This window comes from Halogeometricum sp. S3BR5-2, from assembly GCF_031624635.1.
Taxonomy (GTDB): Archaea; Halobacteriota; Halobacteria; order Halobacteriales; family Haloferacaceae; genus Halogeometricum; species Halogeometricum luteum.
Genome location: NZ_JAMQOQ010000002.1, coordinates 615,748 through 634,435, shown reverse-complemented (window position 1 = coordinate 634,435; position 18,688 = coordinate 615,748). Strand labels below are relative to the sequence as shown.

The window sequence follows — 18,688 nt, the reverse complement described above, 5'->3', positions numbered from 1 at the left end:
GTCAGTTCCCGCCCGCCTCGGCCGGTTCGGCCACCTCGCGCGGCGCGTCCGACTCGGCCGGCGCCGTCGACTCGGTCCGGTCGGCCGATTCCGCCGACTCCTCCGCCGTTTCCGATGCCGTCCCGGCGTCCGCTTCCCCGCTGTTCACCGCGTTTCCGTCCGCGTCGGCGAACGGCGCCTCGGTCGGGTCGTCGGCCGTCTCCGTCGCCCCTTCCAGCGCCGGCCGGCGACCCGTCGTGAGGGTCGCCGACCCGAACGGGAGCAGACCGCTCCGCGCGCGGACGCCGTCGAACGTCTCCCCGCAGTGCGGGCAGTACGGCGCCTCCAAGAGGGCGAGAGCGACGGACTCGCCGCACGCCTCGCAGTCGGCGCGGACGACGCCCTCGCGGTTCGCCGCCCGCTTGAGTTCGGCCGCCGCCGACCGCTCGGCGTCGGCGCGTTCCCGTTCTGCGACCCGCCGCCGCAGGTCGACGACGGCGGTTGCCACCGCGTCGAGTTTCTCGTCGCTCTCCTCGGCGGCGCCGACGAGGTACTCCAGCACCTCCTCGTAGTTCTCGAACCCGGCCTCGACGCGCGACTCCAGCGTCGACAGCGACTCCCCGAGGTCCGAGACGGCCTCGTGCGCTCCCGGGGACGCCGCCGCTTCGGCGTCGGGCCGGTCGTCGCCCGCCGACGCGCGCCGGTCCGCCTCGCGTTTGACCTGGATGACCCGCTCTCGGAGGTCCGTCACCTTCTCGTCGAGTTCGGCTTCGAGGTCCGACACTCTGGCCCCGAGGTCGGCGAGTTCGGTTTCGAGGCCGTCCGACGCCGCGCCGTCGGCGGCGTCGCGCCGCAGTGCGTCTCCGCCCGCGTCGAGTACGCGGTACGCCGCGAGGGCGCGTTCGACCACCTCGGCGCGGTCGACGTCCAGTTCCGCCGCTTTCCGGTCGACCCACCGTTCCAGTTCCTCCCCCGCCGGTTTCGTCTCCGCTCGTTCCCCTCCCATTGGTCCGAACATTACGCCGTTCTGACTTAAACGTTACCGATATATTTGTTTTTAATTTGGTATGTGTGGCCACTCGGCTTTTCGGCGGGACTCACATAGCGGGGAGGATGGCAGACGAAAGCGGAATCCGGACGCGGGAGTCGATTCGGGAACTATCGAGCGTCGCCGGCGAGACGGCCGTCGTCACGGGGGCGTCCAGCGGAATCGGGCGCGCCGTCGCCGAGACGTTCGTCGCGGACGGCGCGGACGTGGTCGTCTGTTCGCGCACGCGCGACGACGTCGAGTCGGTGGCCGAGGAACTGAACGGCGCGGACGTCCCGGGGTCGGCCCTCGCCGTCGAGTGCGACGTGACCGACCGCGACTCGGTCGCGGCCCTCGCGGAGGCCACCGTCGAGGAGTTCGGCGGCGTCGACCTCCTGGTGAACAACGCGGGCGGAGCGGGGTCGGGGGGTCCGCTACACGAGGTCGAGAGCGACGGCTGGGACGGCGTCGTCGACGTGAACCTCACCGGCGTCTACAACGTCACGACGGCCTTCTCCGACGCCCTCCGCGAGGACGGCGGCGCGGTGGTCAACACCGCCAGCATGGCCGGTCGCTACGGCGTCGCCGGCATGGGACCGTACAGCGCCGCGAAGGCGGGCGTCAGCGCCCTCACGCGGACGCTCGCCGCCGAGTGGGCCGGCGACGACGTGCGCGTGAACGCGGTCGAACCCGGGTTCGTCGCGACGCCGCCGGTCCGCGAGCAACTCGGCCTCGAAGAGGTGCCAGAACGCGAGGGCGCCGACCGGGAGGTCGGCCGACCGGACGAGATAGCCGACGCGATTCGATTCCTCGCCAGCGACGCCGCCTCCTTCGTCACCGGGCAGACCATCGCGCCGACCGGCCCGCCGCACACCTTCGAACCGCCGGAGGTCTGAGCGGGTCGTCGCGGCGGGACGGGCGTTCTCACCGAATCTTCCGCACGTCGCTCACGTCGAAGCCGGCGTCGTGAATCTGCGTCTCGAACCGGACGATGTCCTCTGATTCGAGGCGCGAGAGCACCCCGCGGAACTCCTGGACGACGAGCGTCCGCGCGCGCTTCGAGCCCCCGGTGTCCCACTGGAACTGGAGCGTCCCGTCGACGGCGTCCATCAGGTGTCCGAGGTCGGTGCGTTCGAGCGTGTCTCGTCCGACGAGGGCGAGGATGAGACCGCCCCAACGGTGCGCCGCCTTGCTGATTCCCCGCATTACCATCGAGATGTCGTGGAACGACATCTCGTCGGAGATGGCCGCGACGAGGTCCGTCAGCGAGTCAATGACGACGAGGTTGCCGGCGGCGTGGTCGCTCAGGTAGTTGCCGAGAGCGGTGAGCACGGGGACCCGGTTGTGTCGCTCTCCGAGGTCCTGCAGCGTCGTCGCCTCCCCGGCGTACCACTCGCGGGGGATGGGACTCGGCCGGAAGTACTCCGCGGAGAAGTCGTGAAACCGGATGCCCTCCGTCGCGGCGTCGACGAGGGACTCCTCGAACACGTACGACATCTCCCGTCGAAGGTTCGCCTCGTCGGCGGTGAAAGAGAGGTAATGGACCTCCGGCGGCGGCGTCGACCCGCCGTGTAGGTCGCCGTAGTAGAGTTCGAAGAGGTCGCCGTCGACGTCGTGAACGGCGTTCATCGTCGCGCTGGTGAACATGAACTCGCGGGCGCCGGCGCCGGGTTCGCCGACGAGGAGGACGACCGAACCGGGCGGTGCGCCGCCGCCGACGATGCGGTCGAAGCGGGAGACGCCGAACGGGATGCTGTCCATATCCGATAGGAACACAGTCAGGTCCGTTAACCGTTTCGCCGGCGCGGCTCAGCGCTCCGCGACGTCGGCGCCGTCGTTTCGGCCGCGAACGACCCGCACGTCGCCGTCGACGCCCGCCGAATCGAGCGCCGCCGCCCCGGCCTCGCGCGCCTCGTCGGCGTGCGCGGCGTCGGTGACGGCGTAGACGGCCGGCCCCCACGACGACTGCCCGGCGCCGTAGCAGGCGGGGTCCTCTTCCAGCGCCGCGACGAGTCCGCCGACCGGCGGGCGGTAGACGCCGCCCTGTTCGTCGGCGTACCACGCGCCGTTGAGGCGGCCGATTTCGGCGACGGCCGCGCCGAAGCGCGCGGCGCTCCCGTCGGCGACGGCGGGGAGGAAGCGCCGCGAGAGCACGCCCGAGATGCGGTCGGCCGCGTCGGGGTCGGCGCGTTCGACCGCGGCGCGCATCCCCTCGTCCTCCTCCTCGCCGCTCCGGCCGGGGTCGGCGTCGGGAATCACGAGGAGAAAGCGCCACTCGTCGGGCACGTCGTGGCGGACGGCGACGGCCGGGACGGACCACTCGCCGTCGGCGGGCCGGTCGGTGGTGAAGCGCGCCGTGGGGTGGCCGGCGTCGACGAGGACGCCGCCCCGTTCGAACGTTCCCACGCCGATGCCCGACCGGCCGCCGCGGCCGAGGCGGGGGGCGGCCGACCGGACCGGCGGGTCGCGGTCGTGGGCGCGGGCGACGGCCGCGTGGACGGCCAGCGCGAGTTGCGTGCCGCTGCCGAGGCCGACGTGTCGGGGGAGCGATGACTCCACCGAGACGGCGGCGCCGGGAACGTCGAGGAGTTCGGCGGCGCGTTCGGCGTAGCGGCGGGCGTCCGGGTCCGCGCAGTCGACGCCGTCCGCCGGTTCGGCGGCGACGACGGTCCGGGGTTCGTCGAGTCCGACGCCGAGTCCGCCGTACAGTCGCTCGTGAGCGAGACTCAGGTTGAGAAAGCCGAAGTGCAGGCGGGCGCCGGTCGAGACGCGGACGCGACTCATCGGGCGAACTACCGGACCGCCGAGTATGTCGGTTTCGGCGGTGGCAAGCGGAACCGGCGTCGGTGCCGGGATGAAGCTATCTGGATCGCTCGTCCGTCGCGGGTCTGGCGAACCCGAGCGGCCGCGAATCGAGGGCCGAAGCCGGAGTGAGCGGGGTGGGGGTTAGCGGGTGAGGGTGGGTGCCTCGGTCTGCCTGTAGTGCCGTCGGACCGCCCCGACGGGGTCGGGTCGCGGTCCGGCGCACGGGGTTCGTCGCTCCGCGGGGACGGAGCGCAGTCGCGCTCGGAGCCGAGACGGACGGGAGCGCGCGTTCGAGTTAGCCGCGCGTCGACCCTCGCGACTCACTGTGGGCCGCGGGGTCGCGTGTCGCCGTCCGGCCGCGGTGAAGCGCGGTCGGGAGCGGGTGTGACGGATGTCGCACCGCCGCGCGGGACAGGCCGGCGGTGCGTCGCGTCGGGACGCTCCTCGGTCACCGCGTTTCTCGCTTGGGACGGGAACTACTTCAACCGGGGCGACCCTGAACCCGGATTCAACCGCATATTGCGCCAAAGATACGATTAACTGTGGTTTAATCCGGCGGGTCGTCTGACGCCCGTCGTGCGCACGTCGTCTCGTCCCCCGATTTTCCCTTTCCGGCCCCGCCTGCCCTCGCCGGCCCGAAGTTAGGGCGGTCGAGTCCTGAGCCGCGAGTGTGCGACAGACGAAGAGGCTCCGCACCGGAACTGAGTCGTTCGTCGAAACGTACGAGGACGCCGCTGACGGGAACGAGGGTCCGATAGAAACGGGACGGGAGGCGGCGCGGTCGGCCGACGCGGCCGAGACCGCCTCGAACCGATTCTGGTCGAGTCGGGCGGCGACTCCGAGTCGCCCGCCGTTCGCTTTCTACGCGCCGACGAGTTCCTCCGCGACCACGTCGGCCGCGAGGAGGTCCGGGTCGACGGCGAGGTCGGCCTGTCCGCGCGCGTACTCCGGGAGGGAGTCGCGCGAGTAGGTGACCACGCGGATGTCGGGGTTCGCCTCGCGCGCCACGGGGATGACCGAGGCGTCGTCCATGTCCGTGAGGACGAGGGTGTCCGCGGTGTCGACCCCCGCGTCGGCGATGGTGTCGCGCGTCGCGATGCCGTCGACGCGAACCACGTCGACGCCGAGGTCGGAGAGCGCATCGCCGAGTCCGTTTTCGTCTGGGCCTGTTAGAAGCACGGTCATTCGTACTCGATGGTGGCCGGCGGCTTGTGTGTTACGTCGTAGACGACGCGCGCGACGTTGTCGTTCTGTCCCGTGATGCGCGACTGGATGCGCTGGAGCGTCTCCCACGACAGTTCCTGCGCCCGCGCGGTCATGCCGTCGCGCGACTCCACGGAGCGCACGGCGACGATCCAGCCGTGGACGCGGTTGTCGCCCTTCACGCCGGTTCCCTTCCCGACGACGGCGGCGAACGCCTGCCACGGGTCGTACTCCTCCAGTTCCTCCTCGACGACGTGGCACGCCTCGCGGGCCACCTCGACTTTCTCCGCCGTCACCTCGCCGACGACGCGGACGGCGAGGCCGGGGCCGGGGAACGGCATCCGCTCGGAGACGACCTCCTCCAAGTCGAGGGCGCGGGCCACCTCGCGCACCTCGTCTTTGTACAGGTCGCGCACGGGTTCGACGATGCCCTCGAAGTCCACCACGTCCGGCAGGCCGCCGACGTTGTGGTGGGACTTGATGTTGCCCTCCGACTCGATGCGGTCGGGGTAGATGGTCCCCTGCACGAGGTAGTCGGCGTCGGTGTCTCTCGCCTCGCGTTCGAACTCGCGGATGAACTGCTCGCCGATGACCTTCCGCTTCTCCTCGGGGTCGGTCACGCCCGCGAGGGCGTCGAGGAAGCGCTCCTGGGCCTCGACCACTCTGAGAGAGTCCATGTAGTCGAACGTCTCGCGGATGCCCTCGGTCTCGCCCTTCCGCATCAGACCGGTGTCGACGTAGACGGGCGTGAGTTGGTCGCCGATGGCGCGGTAGGCGAGAGCGGCGGCGACGGAGGAGTCCACGCCGCCCGAGAGGGCGATGATGGCGTGGGCGTCGCCCACCTTCTCCGAAATCTCCTCGGTGGCCTCGTCGATGAACGATTCGGCGTCGACCATTACGCCTGCACCTCCCGGTCGGCGACCAGTTCACGGGCGTCCAGTTCGCCGAGGACGGCCTCCACGAACCCGACGAACGGCGGACTCGCGCGGTCGGGGCGCGAGCGGAACTCGGGGTGGAACTGCGTGCCGAGGAAGTACGGGTGGTCGGTTCGCTCGACGATCTCCATCCGGTTGTTCGCCCGCCCGGAGAACGTCAGCGCGCCGTCCTCCAGTTCGTCGATGTACTCGGGCGCCACCTCGTAGCGGTGGCGGTGTCGCTCGGTGCAGACGGTGCCGCCGTAGACGTGGGCGGCGAGAGAGCCCTCCGAGATGTCCGTCTCGTGGGCGCCGAGGCGCATCGTCCCGCCCATCTCCTCGGTCTCGTACTGCTCGGGCAGGAGGTCGATGACCGGGTAGGAGCTGTCGGGGTCGAGTTCGGCGGAGTGGGCGTCTTCGTGGCCGAGAACGTGACGCGCGTGTTCGACGACGGCCATCTGGAAGCCGAGACAGAGGCCGAGGAAGGGAACGTCGTTCTCGCGGCAGTAGCGGATGGCCTCTATCTTGCCCGCGGTGCCGCGCGTCCCGAATCCGCCGGGGACGACGACGCCGTCGGCCTCCTTCAGCCGGTCCGTGTGTCTGTCGAGCATCTCGTCGGAGTCGACCCAGAGCACGTTCACGTCCGTCCGCGTCTCGATGCCCGCGTGCTTCAACGCCTCGTTGACCGACATGTACGCGTCTTCGAGGTCGTACTTGCCGACGAGGGCGACGTCTATCTCCTGCTGGCGGTCGCGCGTGACGAGTTCGCGCCACCGCTGGGAGCGTTCGGCCGGCGGGAGCGCCTCTTCCTCCAAGTTCAGACGCTCCATCACGTACTCGTCGAGGCCCTCCTCTTCGACCATCAGCGGGACGTGGTAGATGTCCTCCACGTCGGGGTTCGAGAACACCGCCTCCGTGGGCACGTCGCAGAACAGGGCTATCTTCTCTTTCGTCTCCGGGTCGAGTTTGTCCGGACTGCGACCGACGAGGATGTCGGGTTGCAGGCCGATGCTCCGCAGTTCCTTCACGGAGTGCTGCGTCGGCTTCGTCTTCTGCTCGCCGTTCTTCGAGTAGGGGACGAGGGTGACGTGCGTGAAGAGAATGTCGCCGTCGTCCTCCTCGTGGGCGAACTGGCGGAGCGATTCGAGGAACGGCATCCCCTCGATGTCGCCGACGGTACCCCCCACCTCGATGATGCAGACGTCGGACCCCTCCGCGGCCTCGCGGACGCGTCGCTTGATGTCGTCGGTGACGTGCGGGATTATCTGGACGGTCTTCCCGAGGTAGTCGCCGGCGCGTTCCTTCTGGATGACGTGCTGGTATGTCTTCCCCGTCGTCACGTTGTGGTCCGACGTCATGTCGACGCCGAGGAAGCGCTCGTAGTTCCCCAAGTCGAGGTCCACCTCGCCGCCGTCTTTCAGTACATACACCTCCCCGTGCTGGTACGGGTTCATCGTCCCGGCGTCGACGTTCAGGTAGGGGTCTATCTTCACCGCGGTCACGTCGAACCCGGCGTTCGAGAGCAGGCGCCCCGTGCTCGCGGCGGTGATGCCCTTGCCCAGCCCCGACATCACGCCTCCCGTCACGAAAATGAACTTCCGACCCAGCGACGGGTCGTACCCGGTTTCGGGTTCCTTCGGCATACCGACTGTGTGCCAGCGCACTTCAAAACCGTTTCGGAGCGACCGATACATTGCCAAGATTCACCACGTTTCGGCGCTCGCGGGAGGTGATTCGGAACTCCCCGTTTCGGACGTTACACTGCGGGTGCGGAGGCGCCGCCGCCGAATCGAGCGACGGAAGCTACTACCCGCGGGGCGCCGTAGCGACCGACGACCGTGTACGACTACCACACGCACTCGACGTACTCCGACGGCGACTACCTCCGGTCGATGCTCGCCGCCGCGGAGGCGGCCGGACTCGACGGCGTCGGGTTCGCCGACCACTGCATGGTGTTACCCGCCGAGTGGGCCGTCCGGTTCCGCCGCGAGTACGGGTTCAACTTCGACGCGACGTACGACCGCCGCCGCGAAGCCATCGACTCGCTCCGGGGCGATTTCGACCTCGACGTGTTCGACGCCGCCGAGGTGGACTACGAACCCGGTCACGAGACCGAGATACGCTCGTTCCTCGCCGACGCGGACTTCGACTACGCCATCGGGAGCGTCCACGCCCTCGACGGCGCGAATGTCCACGCCGTCGACCACTTCGCCGCCCTCCCCGAGTCGCGCCGCCGCGACTTGGTCGAAGCGTACTTCGAGAAACTCGTCTCGCTCGTCGAATCGGAGCTGTTCGAGATAGCCGCTCACCCGGACCTGATAGAACGGAACCCCGCGCTCCGGGGTTACGCGACCCGAGAACAGTACGAACGCGTCGCCGACGCCTTCGCCGACTCCCGGACGGTGCCCGAGGTGAACGCCGGACGGGTCCGCCGCGACTACGGGGAGTTCCACCCGACGCCCGAGTTCTTCGAGGTGCTCGATTCGCGCGGCGTCGACTTCACGCTCGGGTCGGACGCCCACGACGCCGGGAGCGTCGGCCCCCTCGCGGACGAACTCCGCGCGTGCGCCGACGAACGCGGCCTCGAACCGGTGCGACCGGAGCGGTGAGGAGAGATGAGGTAAGGCGAAGTGAGGTGAGGTACCGCTACTCGTCCTCGCCGTCGGTCGTCCCCGAGGCGTCCCCGCGGCGGCGAATCGCCGGCGAGGTGTCGTCGGAGACGGCGCGCGGACTGGGCGCGTCGTCGTCCTCGCCGTCGCCGGGGTCGGCCGCCGACGCCTCGACGGGGTGGTCCTCGCCGTCCGCGGCGCCCGCCTCCGCGCCGAGGTCCGGGTCGTCCGCGGCGTCGGCGCCGTCCGTTCCATCCGCGCCCGGTCCCGAGTCGGCCGTCGCCGCGGGCGTCTCGCGGTCCGGACCGGTCTCGCGCGCGACGACTTCCCCGTCTTTGAGGTCGATGCGCTCGACGCCGGGGAGTTCGAGGACGAGGTCCGGGCCGAACGCCGCGGCGGGCGTCTGGTAGCCCGTCGGCGCCTCGCCGCCGAGCGTCTTCTCCACGCACGCCAGCGCCGCCTGCACGGTCAGTTCGTACGTCTCGGGCGTCCGCAGGCGGGAGACGAGGCGGTCCCGCGAGGAGCGGACCTCCCCCCAGACGCGCGCCTCGCCCGTCGTTCGCTGCTCCTCGTCCGGCCCCTCGACGTAGCGGTCGACGAGGCGGTTCAGGAGGGACTGTCCGACCGTCGAGTCGAGCGCTCCGCCGAGGTAGTTCGTCGCCGCGAGGGCGCGCCGCGCGCCCGCCGGCAGGGAGAGGTACACCTCGACGTTCGGGATGCCCGTCGTGAAGTGCGCCGTCGACACGTCGCCCCACGGGATGGTGACCGCGCGGTGGAGGCCGTCGCCGAAGTCGACGGCGCGGGTCTTGTGCGCGACCGGCACCCAGCGCAGTTCGCCGTCCTGTCGCACCGCGCCGCCGCCGGTCATGCCGCCGAGCGCCGTCTTCAACGTCCCCGGCGAGACGGTGCTGTCGGACTCGATGGCGAGGGAGAGATGCGTCGCGTCGGGCAGGCGGGCCTTCAGGTGCGCCGCGAGGCAGTCGGTGGGGACCACGTCGAAGCCGACGCCCGGAAGCAGCGTCACGCCGGCCGCTTCGGCCTCGTCGCTCCGGCGCTTGACTCGCTCGAAGACGGGGAGTTCGCCCGTGATGTCGAGGTAGTGCGTCTCCGTCTCCAGACAGGCCTCGACCAGCGGGTCGGCCGTCCGGTCGAACGGGCCGGCGCAGTTGAGCACCAGGTCGATACCGTCGAGTTGGTTCGCCGCCAGCGACACCTCGAACGTGCGGTAGGGGAGGTCGAGTTCGTCCGCGAGGTCGCGGGTCTTGATCTCGTCGCGTCCGGCGAGGACCACGTCGTGTCCGCGCTCGAGCGCTTCCTCTGCGACGAGGCGACCGGTGTAGCCGTACGCGCCGTAGACGAGAAACCGGGAGTCGTCGGGCATAGTTCGCCGTTGGGTCGTCGGAGGGTTATTCGTACCGGCTCCGCCGCTTCGAGGCGGCGAGAACCCCGAGTCGGCTGCCGCGACCGGTGCCGTTGACACGGCGGCGCGCGAGGCTCCGAGCATGGACATCCCCAGTCTCGGGTTCGGCACCTACCAGATGGACGAGCGAGAGGAGTGCGCGCGCGCCGTCGAGGAGGCGATGGAGACGGGCTACGAGCACGTCGACACCGCGCAGGGCTACGACAACGAGGAGTACGTCGCCGAGGGCCTCGACGCCGCCGGCATCGACGAGTCCGAGGTGTTCGTGGCGACGAAACTCGACACGGACAACCTCGCGCACGACGACGTGATTTCGACGACGAAAGAGAGCGCGGAGAAACTCGACGCCGACAGCATCGACCTGCTGTACGTCCACTGGCCGCTCAACACGTACGACTCCGAGGAGACGCTGCCCGCTCTCGACGAACTCGTCGACGACGGCCTCGTCGACCGCGTCGGCCTCAGCAACTTCCGCCCCGACCAGATAGAGGAGGCCATCGAGACACTCGACGCCCCCCTCTACGCCCACCAGGTCGAGATGCATCCGATGCTTCCCCAAGAAGAACTGCACGAACTCGCCGTCGAGCACGACCACCAACTCGTCGCGTACTGCCCCATCGCGCGCGGACAGGTCGCCGACGTGGAGGAGATACAGGACGTCGCGGAGAAGCACGACGCGACGCCCGCGCAGGTGTCGCTGGCGTGGCTGATGGCCAAGGAGAACGTCACGGCCATCCCGAAGGCGGCCTCCTCCGACCACATCGAGGAGAACTTCGGCGCCCTCGACCTCGAACTCGAGGAGGAAGACGTCGAAAAGATAGACGGCATCGAAGAGCGCACGCGCATCGTCGACTTCGACGAGGCGCCGTGGAACCACGGCTGAGGCGCAGTCGACTCCCCCCCCGTTTAAGCGGTCCTTCGACCGCGTTCTGACCGACAATCACATTCGCCGACAACGACCTTCTCACGGCCTAACAAGTCCGGATAGGGTAGTAAGATTTACAAATATACGTCGTCGATTTCACAGTATGGAGATGTCGGTAGTGGCGTGTCCGCACTGCGGACAACAGGTGGAGGCAACGCATCCGACAGGCGTCCGCGCGGGGGGCGTGCGCCGGCGACTGAAATCGGAGTACCGAGCCACGCGGAACACGTGTCCCGAGTGCGGTTCGCAGTACGACATCAGAGCCCCGTAGCCGTCGGCGGAGACCAGACGGCCGCGGCCCCGAGCGACGCGTCTCTTCTCTCTTCGCCGCTCAGCCCGTGTTCTTCATCCCCGCGGCGACGCCTTTCACCGTCAGCCGCAGCGTCCGCTCCTCGTCTTCGGTTCGGTGCGTCTGCGAGAGCAGGTGCGTCTGCAGCAGGTTGAGCGGGTCGACGTACGGGTTGCGGCGGCGGAGGCTCTCGTCCAGCCACTGCCGCTTCAGGAGCGACTCCCGGCCGCTCACGTCGAGGACGATGCTGCGGGCCGTCTCGTACTCGTCCTGCAGGCGCGGGAAGAAGCGCTCGCGGAGTTCCGCGTCCGCGAGGTCCGCGTAGTGCTCGGCGATGTCGAAGTCCGTCCGCGCGAGGGCGAGCGAGGAGTTGTCGAGCGTCGTCCGGAAGAACGGCCACTCCTCGTACATCTCGCGGAGCGTCTCCACGTCGCCGCCGTCGTCGAGGTAGGCCTGAATCCCGGTTCCGAGGGCGTACCAGCCGGTGATGATACAGCGCGACTGCGTCCACGAGAACACCCACGGGATGGCCCGGAGGTCCTCGACGGTGCGCTCGCCGGACCGCGAGGCGGGGCGGGAGCCGAGGTTGAGGTCCTCGATGACCCCGATGGGCGTCGCCTGCCCGAAGTAGGAGACGAATCCCTCGGACTCCAACAGGTCCCTGTACTCGGCCCGCGCCGCCGTCGCCATCGTGTCCATCGCGTCGGCCCACTCGTCGGGGACGTGGTCTTCGGGTTCCCTGATGGCCTCGTGTCGCGAGCGGACCTGCGCGTTCAGCATCTGTTCGAGGTTGCGTTCGGCGATGCGCGGGTTGGCGTACTTCTCGGCGATGGCCTCGCCCTGCTCGGTGAACTTGATCTGACCGGTCACCGTCTCGTTCGGCAGCGCCAGCATCGCCTCGTTCATCGGGCCGCCGCCGCGGGAGATGGAGCCGCCGCGGCCGTGGAACAGGCGCATCTTCACGTCGAAGTCGTCGCAGATGGACGCGAGGCGGCGCTGGTTCTTGTACAGGTCCCAGTTGGCGGCGAGGTAGCCGTTCTCCTTGTTCGAGTCGGAGTAGCCGAGCATTATCTCCTGGACGCCGTTGCGGGCGGCCAGCACCTTCTCGTACGCCTCGTTCTCGAACAGCGTCCCCATGATGCGCCGCGCGCCGTTCAGCGCGGACTCGGTTTCGAGGAGGGGTACCACGTCGATGCCGCAGTGGTCCGGCAGGGAGACGACGCCCGCCTGGTCGGCCAGGAAGAGCACTTCGAGCACGTGGCTCGGCTCTTCGGTCATCGAGATGGCGTAGGTGTCGATGGCGCCGACGCCGTACTCCTTCTGCCACTCCCCGAGTTTCTCGAAGCGGGTCAGCACGCGCGCGGCGGTGTCCGAGAGGTCCTCGGTGTCCTCTAGGTCGAGCAGCGGTTCCTCCTGCAGGATGGCCTCGGTCAGCACCTCGGTGCGGCCCGCCTCGTCGCGGCCGTAGTAGTCGATACCCTGCTGGGAGAGCGCCTCGTGGACCGCCTCGGTGTGGTTCTCCTGGTGGTCGCGCAGGTCCAGGCTCGCCAGCGTGAAGCCGAACGTGTCGACCTGCCGCATCAGCGGGCTCAGGTACTCGTCGGCGACGACTTCCGCGCCGTTGTTCCGGAGGCTCTGGTCGATGACCCGGAGGTCCTCCAGCAGTTCGTGGTGGTTCGCGTAGCCGTCGGGGCGGACGTCCTCGATGCGGCGGATGCGCTCGCGCATCAGCTTCAGCTTCTGGCGGTACGGCTCGTTGGGGTAGCGCTCCTCCGTCTCCTCGGCGACGACGGGGAGTCGCTCCCGGTCGGCGACGAGCGAGCGCTCGAACTCCGCGCCGGCGTCGACGCGGGTGCCGTCCTGGCTGAGCACGCCCGAGAGGCGCTTGAGGGCGTCGCTGTACTTCCCGAGCACGACCGAGCGCTGGCGTTCGAGCGTGTCTTCTGTCACCTCCGGCGTGACGAAGGGGTTGCCGTCGCGGTCCGACCCGGCCCACGAGCGGAACTCGAACAGCTTCGGTACGTCGACTTCGGGGTACTCGTCGGCCAGCACGTCCTCGAACTCGGCGTACACTTGCCCGACGACGTCGAACAGGATGTTTTCGAGGTACCACTGGACGTTGCGCGCCTCGTCCTGCGGCTCGGGTCGGCGGCCGCGGACCTGCGAGGTCTGCCAGAGGCTCGTCACCTCGGCGTCGACCTTCCGCCAGAGCTGTTGCCGCTCGCGGTCGGTGAGGCGGCGTTCGTCCATGTCTTCGATGCGCGCGGCGATGGAGCGGAGCTTCGCCTTCACCGTCTTCCGACGCGCCTCCGTCGGGTGGGCGGTGAACGTCGGTTCGATGAGCACGTCGTCGAGAACGCGCTGGACCGTCTCGGGGTCCGCGTCGCCGTCCGCGAACGACTCCACGGTGGCGACGAGGCCGTCCTCGAGGTCGCCCTCTTGGGACGCCTCCCGGATAGTGCGGACGCGTTCGCGCTCCTCCGCGAGGTTGATGAGCTCGAAGTAGGTGGTGAACGCGCGGGCGACGACGCTCTCGCCGTGAGGGTCGAGGTTGTCGATGACCCGGTTCAGCCGCTCGCGCGACTCCGTGTCGCCCTTCCGGTAGTCGATGGCGGCCGTCCGCATCTCCTCGACCGTCCGGAACGACTCCGTCGACGACTGTTCTTCCAAGACGTCGCCGAGAAGTGCCCCGAGTTCCCGGACGTCCTGTCTGACGTCTCTGGCATGTAACTCCATGCCTCTGGCTATGCCTGTCCCCGAGTAAAAGACCCCGAGTCGATAGAAAATTTTGCCCGCGTCCGAGTCAATCGTCGTGAGCGCGCTCGTCGTCTGCCGAGTGGGGGAGTCGGCACCTCCGGCCACGGAAATACCTTTGCCCGGTCGGCCCCTCCGATACCGTATGGTGATCCGAACGCTCGCCTTGGCGTTGGGCGTCGTCGAACTGCTTCGGCCGAAGCAGGTAGTGGACTTCTGGATGCGCCTCGCGACGCGCGGGGACGCGACACCCCGCCGATGGGTGTACGCGGCCGCGAGAGTCGAAGGACTGTGTCTCGTCCTCTGGGCGCTGACGCGGCGCGCTGACGGCGGCGACTGAATCTCCGCTCCGGTGGAGTCGCCCGCGGGTCGGCCGTTTGACGCGCGGACCACTCAGGAGGAAGTCAACCGGGGTTTCGTCATGCTTTTCACCGGCGGGCCGAAGGTTTCTGTATGAGCGACAAGTACCCGGACGACTCGGGTCGCCGCCGGTTCGTCAAGGGTGTCGTCGGGGGCGCGACACTCGCCGGCGTCGGCGCGACCACCGCGGCCGCCGTCAACTCAGCAACGATGTCGAGTGGGAGCGGCGGCGGGACAACCCAGGCGATGGCCATCGAGAACACCGACGGGCCCGCGCCGCGCGGCATGCCGCAGATTCCCATCGAAATCGACAGCGAGGGATACCTCAAGGGCGTCTGGCCCGAGGTCAAGACCATCGAGGAGAACGGCGTCCAAGTTCAGATCGCCGAGACGGAGAACTACAACGGCTCCGGCGTGACGTACTCCTCCGAGTGGTTCCAGTACTGCGGCGTCGAGTCCTACGGCGGTCTCGACCCCGAGTACGAGTCGGACAACTACTTCATCTCCGGGGGCGCCCCCGGCTACTCCTGGCAGTCGGAGGCCTACTCCGAGGGCGACCGCCTCCACGTCGACGACTTCTCGGACTACCAGACCTGGTCGAACGACATCGGCGACCCCGGTCTCGGCAAGCCGGCGACCGGCCGCTGGCGGTCCGAAGACGCCGAGAACGTCATTCCCATCCAGGTGATTCGCTCGGAGCGGATTCAGGAGATGGCGCAGGACGACCCGTGGGTGCAGGCGTCGACGCAGGAGGGCTTCGTCGCGTGGCTCAACAAGTGCACGCACTTCTGCTGCGTGCCCGGATACAAGCAGACCGCCAGCTCCGCCACGTTCGGCGCGGAGAACCGGGTCTACTGCCAGTGCCACCAGTCGGTGTACAACCCCTTCAGCCTCGTCGAGACGCTGTTCGTCGCCCGTCCGCGCCCCAGCGAATAACGGAGCGCGGAGCGACGCCGCGAATGCGGATACGGACGCGGCCCGCGCCGTCGTCTCGTTCTCTCGTTTCTCCCTCGGGGGTCCGTTTCCTTCAACGCCGCTACACGAACGCCCAGCGGGGCGTCTCAGCCGCCGCTGACCGGCGGGAACAGCGCGAGTTCGTCGTCCTCGGCGACCGCATCGGAGAGCGACGCCGACTCGCCGTTGCGCAGGAGGTTGACGTGCTCGGCGAGGGTGCCGTCGTCGAAGACGCGGACGCGGAGGCCGTCGCGGCCGTCCAAGAGGGCGTCGAGGGCGTCTTCGACCGTCGCGCCGTCGTCGACGGTCACCGTCGTCTTCCGGTCGCCGGCGACTTCCGCGAGGTCCGCGAACAGGCGCCACCGTACGGTCGTCATACCTCGGTATCCCCGCCCGCGCGCCATGAGTATTGCGACAGTCGACGGCCGGTTCAGTCGTCGTCCGCGGAGTCGGGAGCGGTCGACGCCGGCGTCTCCTCGGCGTCGTCGGCCTCCGGCGCGGCGGCGAACCGCGAGATGCGGCGGACCGTCTCGGGCCGGGCGACGATGAACAGTTCGTCGCCGGCGGCGAGTTCGCGCGCCCGCGCCGGGATGGCGTCGACCGCCTCCGACCCGGCGCGGACGGCGACGACGGTGGCGTCCAGGTTGCCGAGCGTCGCGCCGACGAGGTCGCTGCCCGGTTCGACGGTCACCCGCTCCATCGTCTCGTCGGCGCTCCTGAGCAGCGAGGTGAACTCGTGCTCCGCGCCGGGGTCCGAGGGGAGCGTGAGGATGCGGTACTCCTCCTCACGGTCCAGTCGCTCGGCGTCCGACTCGTCGAGGATGACGGTGGCCACGTCGTCCGCCGTCGCCCGGAGTTCCGCGCCGACGACGCGTTCGGGGTCGCCCTCCCCGTCCGTCCGCCACAGTTGCACGGCGTCGCCCGCCGAGGCACCCGCGCCCGGGTCCGCGCGGACGGCGACGGCGGCGACGCCGGGAGGCATCGTCGGCCCCAACCCGGCGACCCGCCGACCGAGGGCGAGGAACGACACGTCGCCCGCCTCGTCCAACTCCACGTCCACGTGGCCGATGCCGTAGTCCTCCTTGATGCGCGTGACGAGGCGGTCCGTGAGTTCCGCGTCGGTGAGGCGCCGCGGGAACAGGAGTCGCTTGCCCGCCATCGCCTCCTTGCGGGCGCGGGGGACGGGGTCGTAGCCGTCGATGTCGCCGATATCGTCCGGCTCCTCGGGGAGTTCGACCGCCGCGACGCGCCCCACCGTGCGGACGATGCGACCCACCTCGGCGTCGACGGCGCTCGTGCCGGCGAAGGCGAACACGTCGGTGGCGACGCGGTCCCCGACGGCCCGGCCGACGGGCGAGACGGCGACGGCGGCGACGAGCACCGTCGAGTTCAGGAGCATCGTCGAGGGCTCGAACACGTCGGCGGCCCGCGTCGGGTCCGTTATCGTGTCGAGGAGGCCGATGCCGCTGATGTACACGGCGGCGGGCGTCCCGCCGAAGAGCGAGGCCAGCCACCCCGGAATCGGCTCTCTGGTGTACCACCGGTAGACCAGCGCCGCCGCCGCGGCGACGGCCGCAGCCCCCACGGTGAGGCTGGCGATGAGCGCCACGTCGTCGAACAGGACGGCGGCGGACCGGACCAGGGCGTCGAGTTGGAGCGGAAGGGTCACGCCACCACCTCGGCGAACGCCGCGAGGTCGGGGTAGGCGCCGACGACAACCAGGTCGTCGCCGGCGTCCACTCGCTGCGCGCCGCGCGGCGCGATGGTCCACTTCCCCTCGTGACGGACGCCGAGGACGACGACGTCGTACCGGTCGCGGACGGTCGCCTCTCCGAGCGTCACGCCGTCGAGGACGCCGCCCTCGCGGACCGAGAGCCGCCGGAACCGCTTGCCCGCCCGCCGGAGCAGCGTCACCAACTCGAACTCGCTGCGGACGCCGCGCGACCGGACGAGCAGCGCCGCGTCGTCCGTCGAGAGCACCTTCGAGGCGTGCTGGCGCCGAACCGCGAGCGTCACGCGCGCCTCGCCGCCGGCGGCCGTGGGCACCGTCTCCGTGGGAACGACGTCGACCCCCCCGTCGGAGCGGAGCTCCGACGAGATTCGCGAATCGCGGATTCGCTCACCCCCGTCGGACCGCAGGTCCGTCCCGCCGTCCGTCGCCGCGGGCGGCGACGCGTCCTCGGACTTCTTCTCCCCGGCGTCGACGACGCCGAGGACCGTCGCGGGGAACGACTCCCCGCCCGCGAGCACCGTCACCTCGTCGCCACGGGCGGTGCCCGTCGGCACCAGCGCGGTGGTGGAGACGGCGCGTTCGCCGGGAGCGAGGCGCTTCGAGAGTCCGCTCATCCCGGGCGCGGCGGCGACGGACGCCCGCGCGCGTTCGTCCAGCGTCACCTCCACCTCCGCGAGGTCGAACTCGGTCCGGAGGCGGTCCTCGACGCGCGTCTCCAGTTCGATCAGCGGCACGTCCGCCGGGAACGTCCACTCGCCGCCCCGAATCTCCTCGCGGACCGACGCGGAGAGGGGGTGGTAGCCCTCGACGTCGGCCACCTCGCCGACGACGCTGACGCGCACCTGTCCGCGCCCGCCGACGAGTTCGACCACGTCCGAGGAGAGCGTCCGGGCGGTGAGTTCGCGCAGCGAGAGCTTCCGCGGGAGGTTCGCACCCATCCTGTCGCCGAGGCCGTGCGCGTAGAACGTCACCATCAGGACGATGATGAGCGCGACGGACAGCCGAACTTGGTTCTGCGAGAGCGTGACCTCGGGGTCCGCGAGGGCGAGGATGCCGCCGCTCAGTCCGGCGATGGCGACGCCGAGGCCGGCGACGGCCAGTCCGGGTATCGTGATGCCCGTGAAGTACCGGAAGGCGAACCCGAGCGCCCACGACACCAGCGCGGGGACGAATCCGGCGAGGGCGCCGAGGTACAGACCGTAGAGCAGTTCGACGGGGAGGGATGCCATGCTGAACGTTCTTCTCGGCGGGAACGATTTACACTTATCGCCGTCGGGCCGCAAGCGTCGGCGATGACGGATTCGACCGATTCGACCGATTCGACCGATTCGACCGATTCGACCGATTCGGCGGTTCGCCCGGTGAACCTCGCGGACGCCTTCGACTCCTTCGGGGAGACGTGGTCGCCGCGTCTCGCCGCGGAACTGAACGGGCAGGCGGTGAAACTGGCGAAGATGGAGGACGCCTTCGTCTGGCACAGCCACCCCGACGCGGACGAACTGTTCCTCGTCGTCGAGGGGTCGGTGACGCTCGAACTCCGCGACGAGGCGGACGTGACGCTGGCGGCGGGCGAACTCGCCGTCGTCCCGCGCGGCGTCGAACACCGTCCCGTCTCGGCGGGCGCGAACGTCCTCCTCTTCGAACCCGCCGGGACCGAGAACACCGGCGACGCGGAGGACGGGGAGATGGCCGCCGACGTGCGCGACCTCTGAGCGCC

General features: G+C 69.7%; 17 protein-coding genes. 6 read left to right on the top strand and 11 right to left on the bottom strand.

All coding sequences use genetic code 11. The annotated features are described in order from the left end of the window. Position 1: 1 nt before the first annotated feature. The gene (locus tag NDI79_RS09720; protein ID WP_310928272.1) at positions 2–985 is read right to left on the bottom strand and encodes a CopG family transcriptional regulator; all 984 of its coding nucleotides are present in this window, start codon (positions 983–985) and stop codon (positions 2–4) included. Between the two features lie 107 nt (positions 986–1,092). Here NDI79_RS09720 and NDI79_RS09715 point away from each other — a divergent pair, with 107 nt between their 5' ends. After that, complete coding sequence (locus NDI79_RS09715; protein ID WP_310928271.1) at positions 1,093–1,902, top strand: SDR family NAD(P)-dependent oxidoreductase; 810 nt, start codon at positions 1,093–1,095, stop codon at positions 1,900–1,902. A gap of 28 nt (positions 1,903–1,930) precedes the next feature. On the opposite strand, the gene NDI79_RS09710 is transcribed toward NDI79_RS09715, so the two are convergent. From NDI79_RS09710 to pyrG, 5 genes are all read right to left on the bottom strand, one after another. Next, complete coding sequence (locus NDI79_RS09710) at positions 1,931–2,767, bottom strand: RAD55 family ATPase (RefSeq protein ID WP_310928270.1); 837 nt, start codon at positions 2,765–2,767, stop codon at positions 1,931–1,933. A 48-nt stretch (positions 2,768–2,815) separates the two neighbouring features. Then, the gene (locus NDI79_RS09705; protein ID WP_310928269.1) at positions 2,816–3,790 is read right to left on the bottom strand and encodes a beta-ribofuranosylaminobenzene 5'-phosphate synthase family protein; all 975 of its coding nucleotides are present in this window, start codon (positions 3,788–3,790) and stop codon (positions 2,816–2,818) included. A gap of 882 nt (positions 3,791–4,672) precedes the next feature. Then, positions 4,673–4,996 carry a DUF7126 family protein gene (locus tag NDI79_RS09700; RefSeq protein ID WP_310928268.1) on the bottom strand — a complete coding sequence of 108 codons (324 nt, stop codon included), beginning with the start codon at positions 4,994–4,996 and terminating at the stop codon, positions 4,673–4,675. Further along, positions 4,993–5,910: a glutamine-hydrolyzing GMP synthase gene (gene guaA, locus NDI79_RS09695; protein WP_310928267.1), complete on the bottom strand. Its 918-nt coding sequence runs from the start codon at positions 5,908–5,910 to the stop codon at positions 4,993–4,995. Before guaA ends, NDI79_RS09700 begins: the two co-directional genes overlap by 4 nt. Beyond that, positions 5,910–7,571 carry a glutamine hydrolyzing CTP synthase gene (pyrG, locus tag NDI79_RS09690; protein WP_310928266.1) on the bottom strand — a complete coding sequence of 554 codons (1,662 nt, stop codon included), beginning with the start codon at positions 7,569–7,571 and terminating at the stop codon, positions 5,910–5,912. The genes guaA and pyrG overlap by 1 nt, the downstream gene beginning before the upstream one ends. Before the next feature lie 195 nt (positions 7,572–7,766). Between pyrG and NDI79_RS09685 the strand changes: the two genes are divergently transcribed. Continuing rightward, a complete protein-coding gene (locus tag NDI79_RS09685) occupies positions 7,767–8,537 on the top strand; it encodes a PHP domain-containing protein (RefSeq protein WP_310928265.1) in 771 nt (256 codons plus the stop codon). A gap of 37 nt (positions 8,538–8,574) precedes the next feature. On the opposite strand, the gene NDI79_RS09680 is transcribed toward NDI79_RS09685, so the two are convergent. Further along, complete coding sequence (locus NDI79_RS09680) at positions 8,575–9,918, bottom strand: saccharopine dehydrogenase family protein (protein WP_310928264.1); 1,344 nt, start codon at positions 9,916–9,918, stop codon at positions 8,575–8,577. A 121-nt stretch (positions 9,919–10,039) separates the two neighbouring features. On the opposite strand from NDI79_RS09680, the gene NDI79_RS09675 reads away from it, so the two are divergent. Further along, positions 10,040–10,840 (top strand): aldo/keto reductase, encoded by an 801-nt coding sequence (locus tag NDI79_RS09675; RefSeq protein WP_310928263.1) that lies wholly within the window; start codon positions 10,040–10,042, stop codon positions 10,838–10,840. A 373-nt stretch (positions 10,841–11,213) separates the two neighbouring features. Here the strand turns inward: NDI79_RS09675 and ppc are convergent, their stop codons facing one another. Continuing rightward, positions 11,214–13,907, bottom strand: a complete 2,694-nt coding sequence (gene ppc / locus NDI79_RS09670; RefSeq protein ID WP_310928262.1) for a phosphoenolpyruvate carboxylase — start codon at positions 13,905–13,907, stop codon at positions 11,214–11,216. Between the two features lie 163 nt (positions 13,908–14,070). On the opposite strand from ppc, the gene NDI79_RS09665 reads away from it, so the two are divergent. Both NDI79_RS09665 and NDI79_RS09660 read left to right on the top strand, forming a co-directional pair. Continuing rightward, on the top strand, positions 14,071–14,265 hold the full coding sequence (locus NDI79_RS09665) for a hypothetical protein (protein ID WP_310928261.1): 195 nt from the start codon (positions 14,071–14,073) through the stop codon (positions 14,263–14,265). A 113-nt stretch (positions 14,266–14,378) separates the two neighbouring features. Further along, on the top strand, positions 14,379–15,221 hold the full coding sequence (locus NDI79_RS09660; protein WP_310928260.1) for a ubiquinol-cytochrome c reductase iron-sulfur subunit: 843 nt from the start codon (positions 14,379–14,381) through the stop codon (positions 15,219–15,221). 125 nt (positions 15,222–15,346) lie between these two features. Here the strand turns inward: NDI79_RS09660 and NDI79_RS09655 are convergent, their stop codons facing one another. From NDI79_RS09655 to NDI79_RS09645, 3 genes are read right to left on the bottom strand one after another with little or no spacing between them, the layout of a single operon-like run. Further along, positions 15,347–15,616 (bottom strand): ubiquitin-like small modifier protein 1, encoded by a 270-nt coding sequence (locus NDI79_RS09655; protein ID WP_310928259.1) that lies wholly within the window; start codon positions 15,614–15,616, stop codon positions 15,347–15,349. Positions 15,617–15,669: 53 nt separating this feature from the next. Further along, the gene (locus tag NDI79_RS09650; protein WP_310928258.1) at positions 15,670–16,908 is read right to left on the bottom strand and encodes a cation:proton antiporter regulatory subunit; all 1,239 of its coding nucleotides are present in this window, start codon (positions 16,906–16,908) and stop codon (positions 15,670–15,672) included. Further along, on the bottom strand, positions 16,905–18,200 hold the full coding sequence (locus NDI79_RS09645) for a potassium channel family protein (RefSeq protein ID WP_310928257.1): 1,296 nt from the start codon (positions 18,198–18,200) through the stop codon (positions 16,905–16,907). Before NDI79_RS09645 ends, NDI79_RS09650 begins: the two co-directional genes overlap by 4 nt. Positions 18,201–18,263: 63 nt before the next feature. Between NDI79_RS09645 and NDI79_RS09640 the strand changes: the two genes are divergently transcribed. Further along, positions 18,264–18,683: a cupin domain-containing protein gene (locus tag NDI79_RS09640; protein WP_310928256.1), complete on the top strand. Its 420-nt coding sequence runs from the start codon at positions 18,264–18,266 to the stop codon at positions 18,681–18,683. The last annotated feature ends 5 nt before the right edge of the window (positions 18,684–18,688 follow it).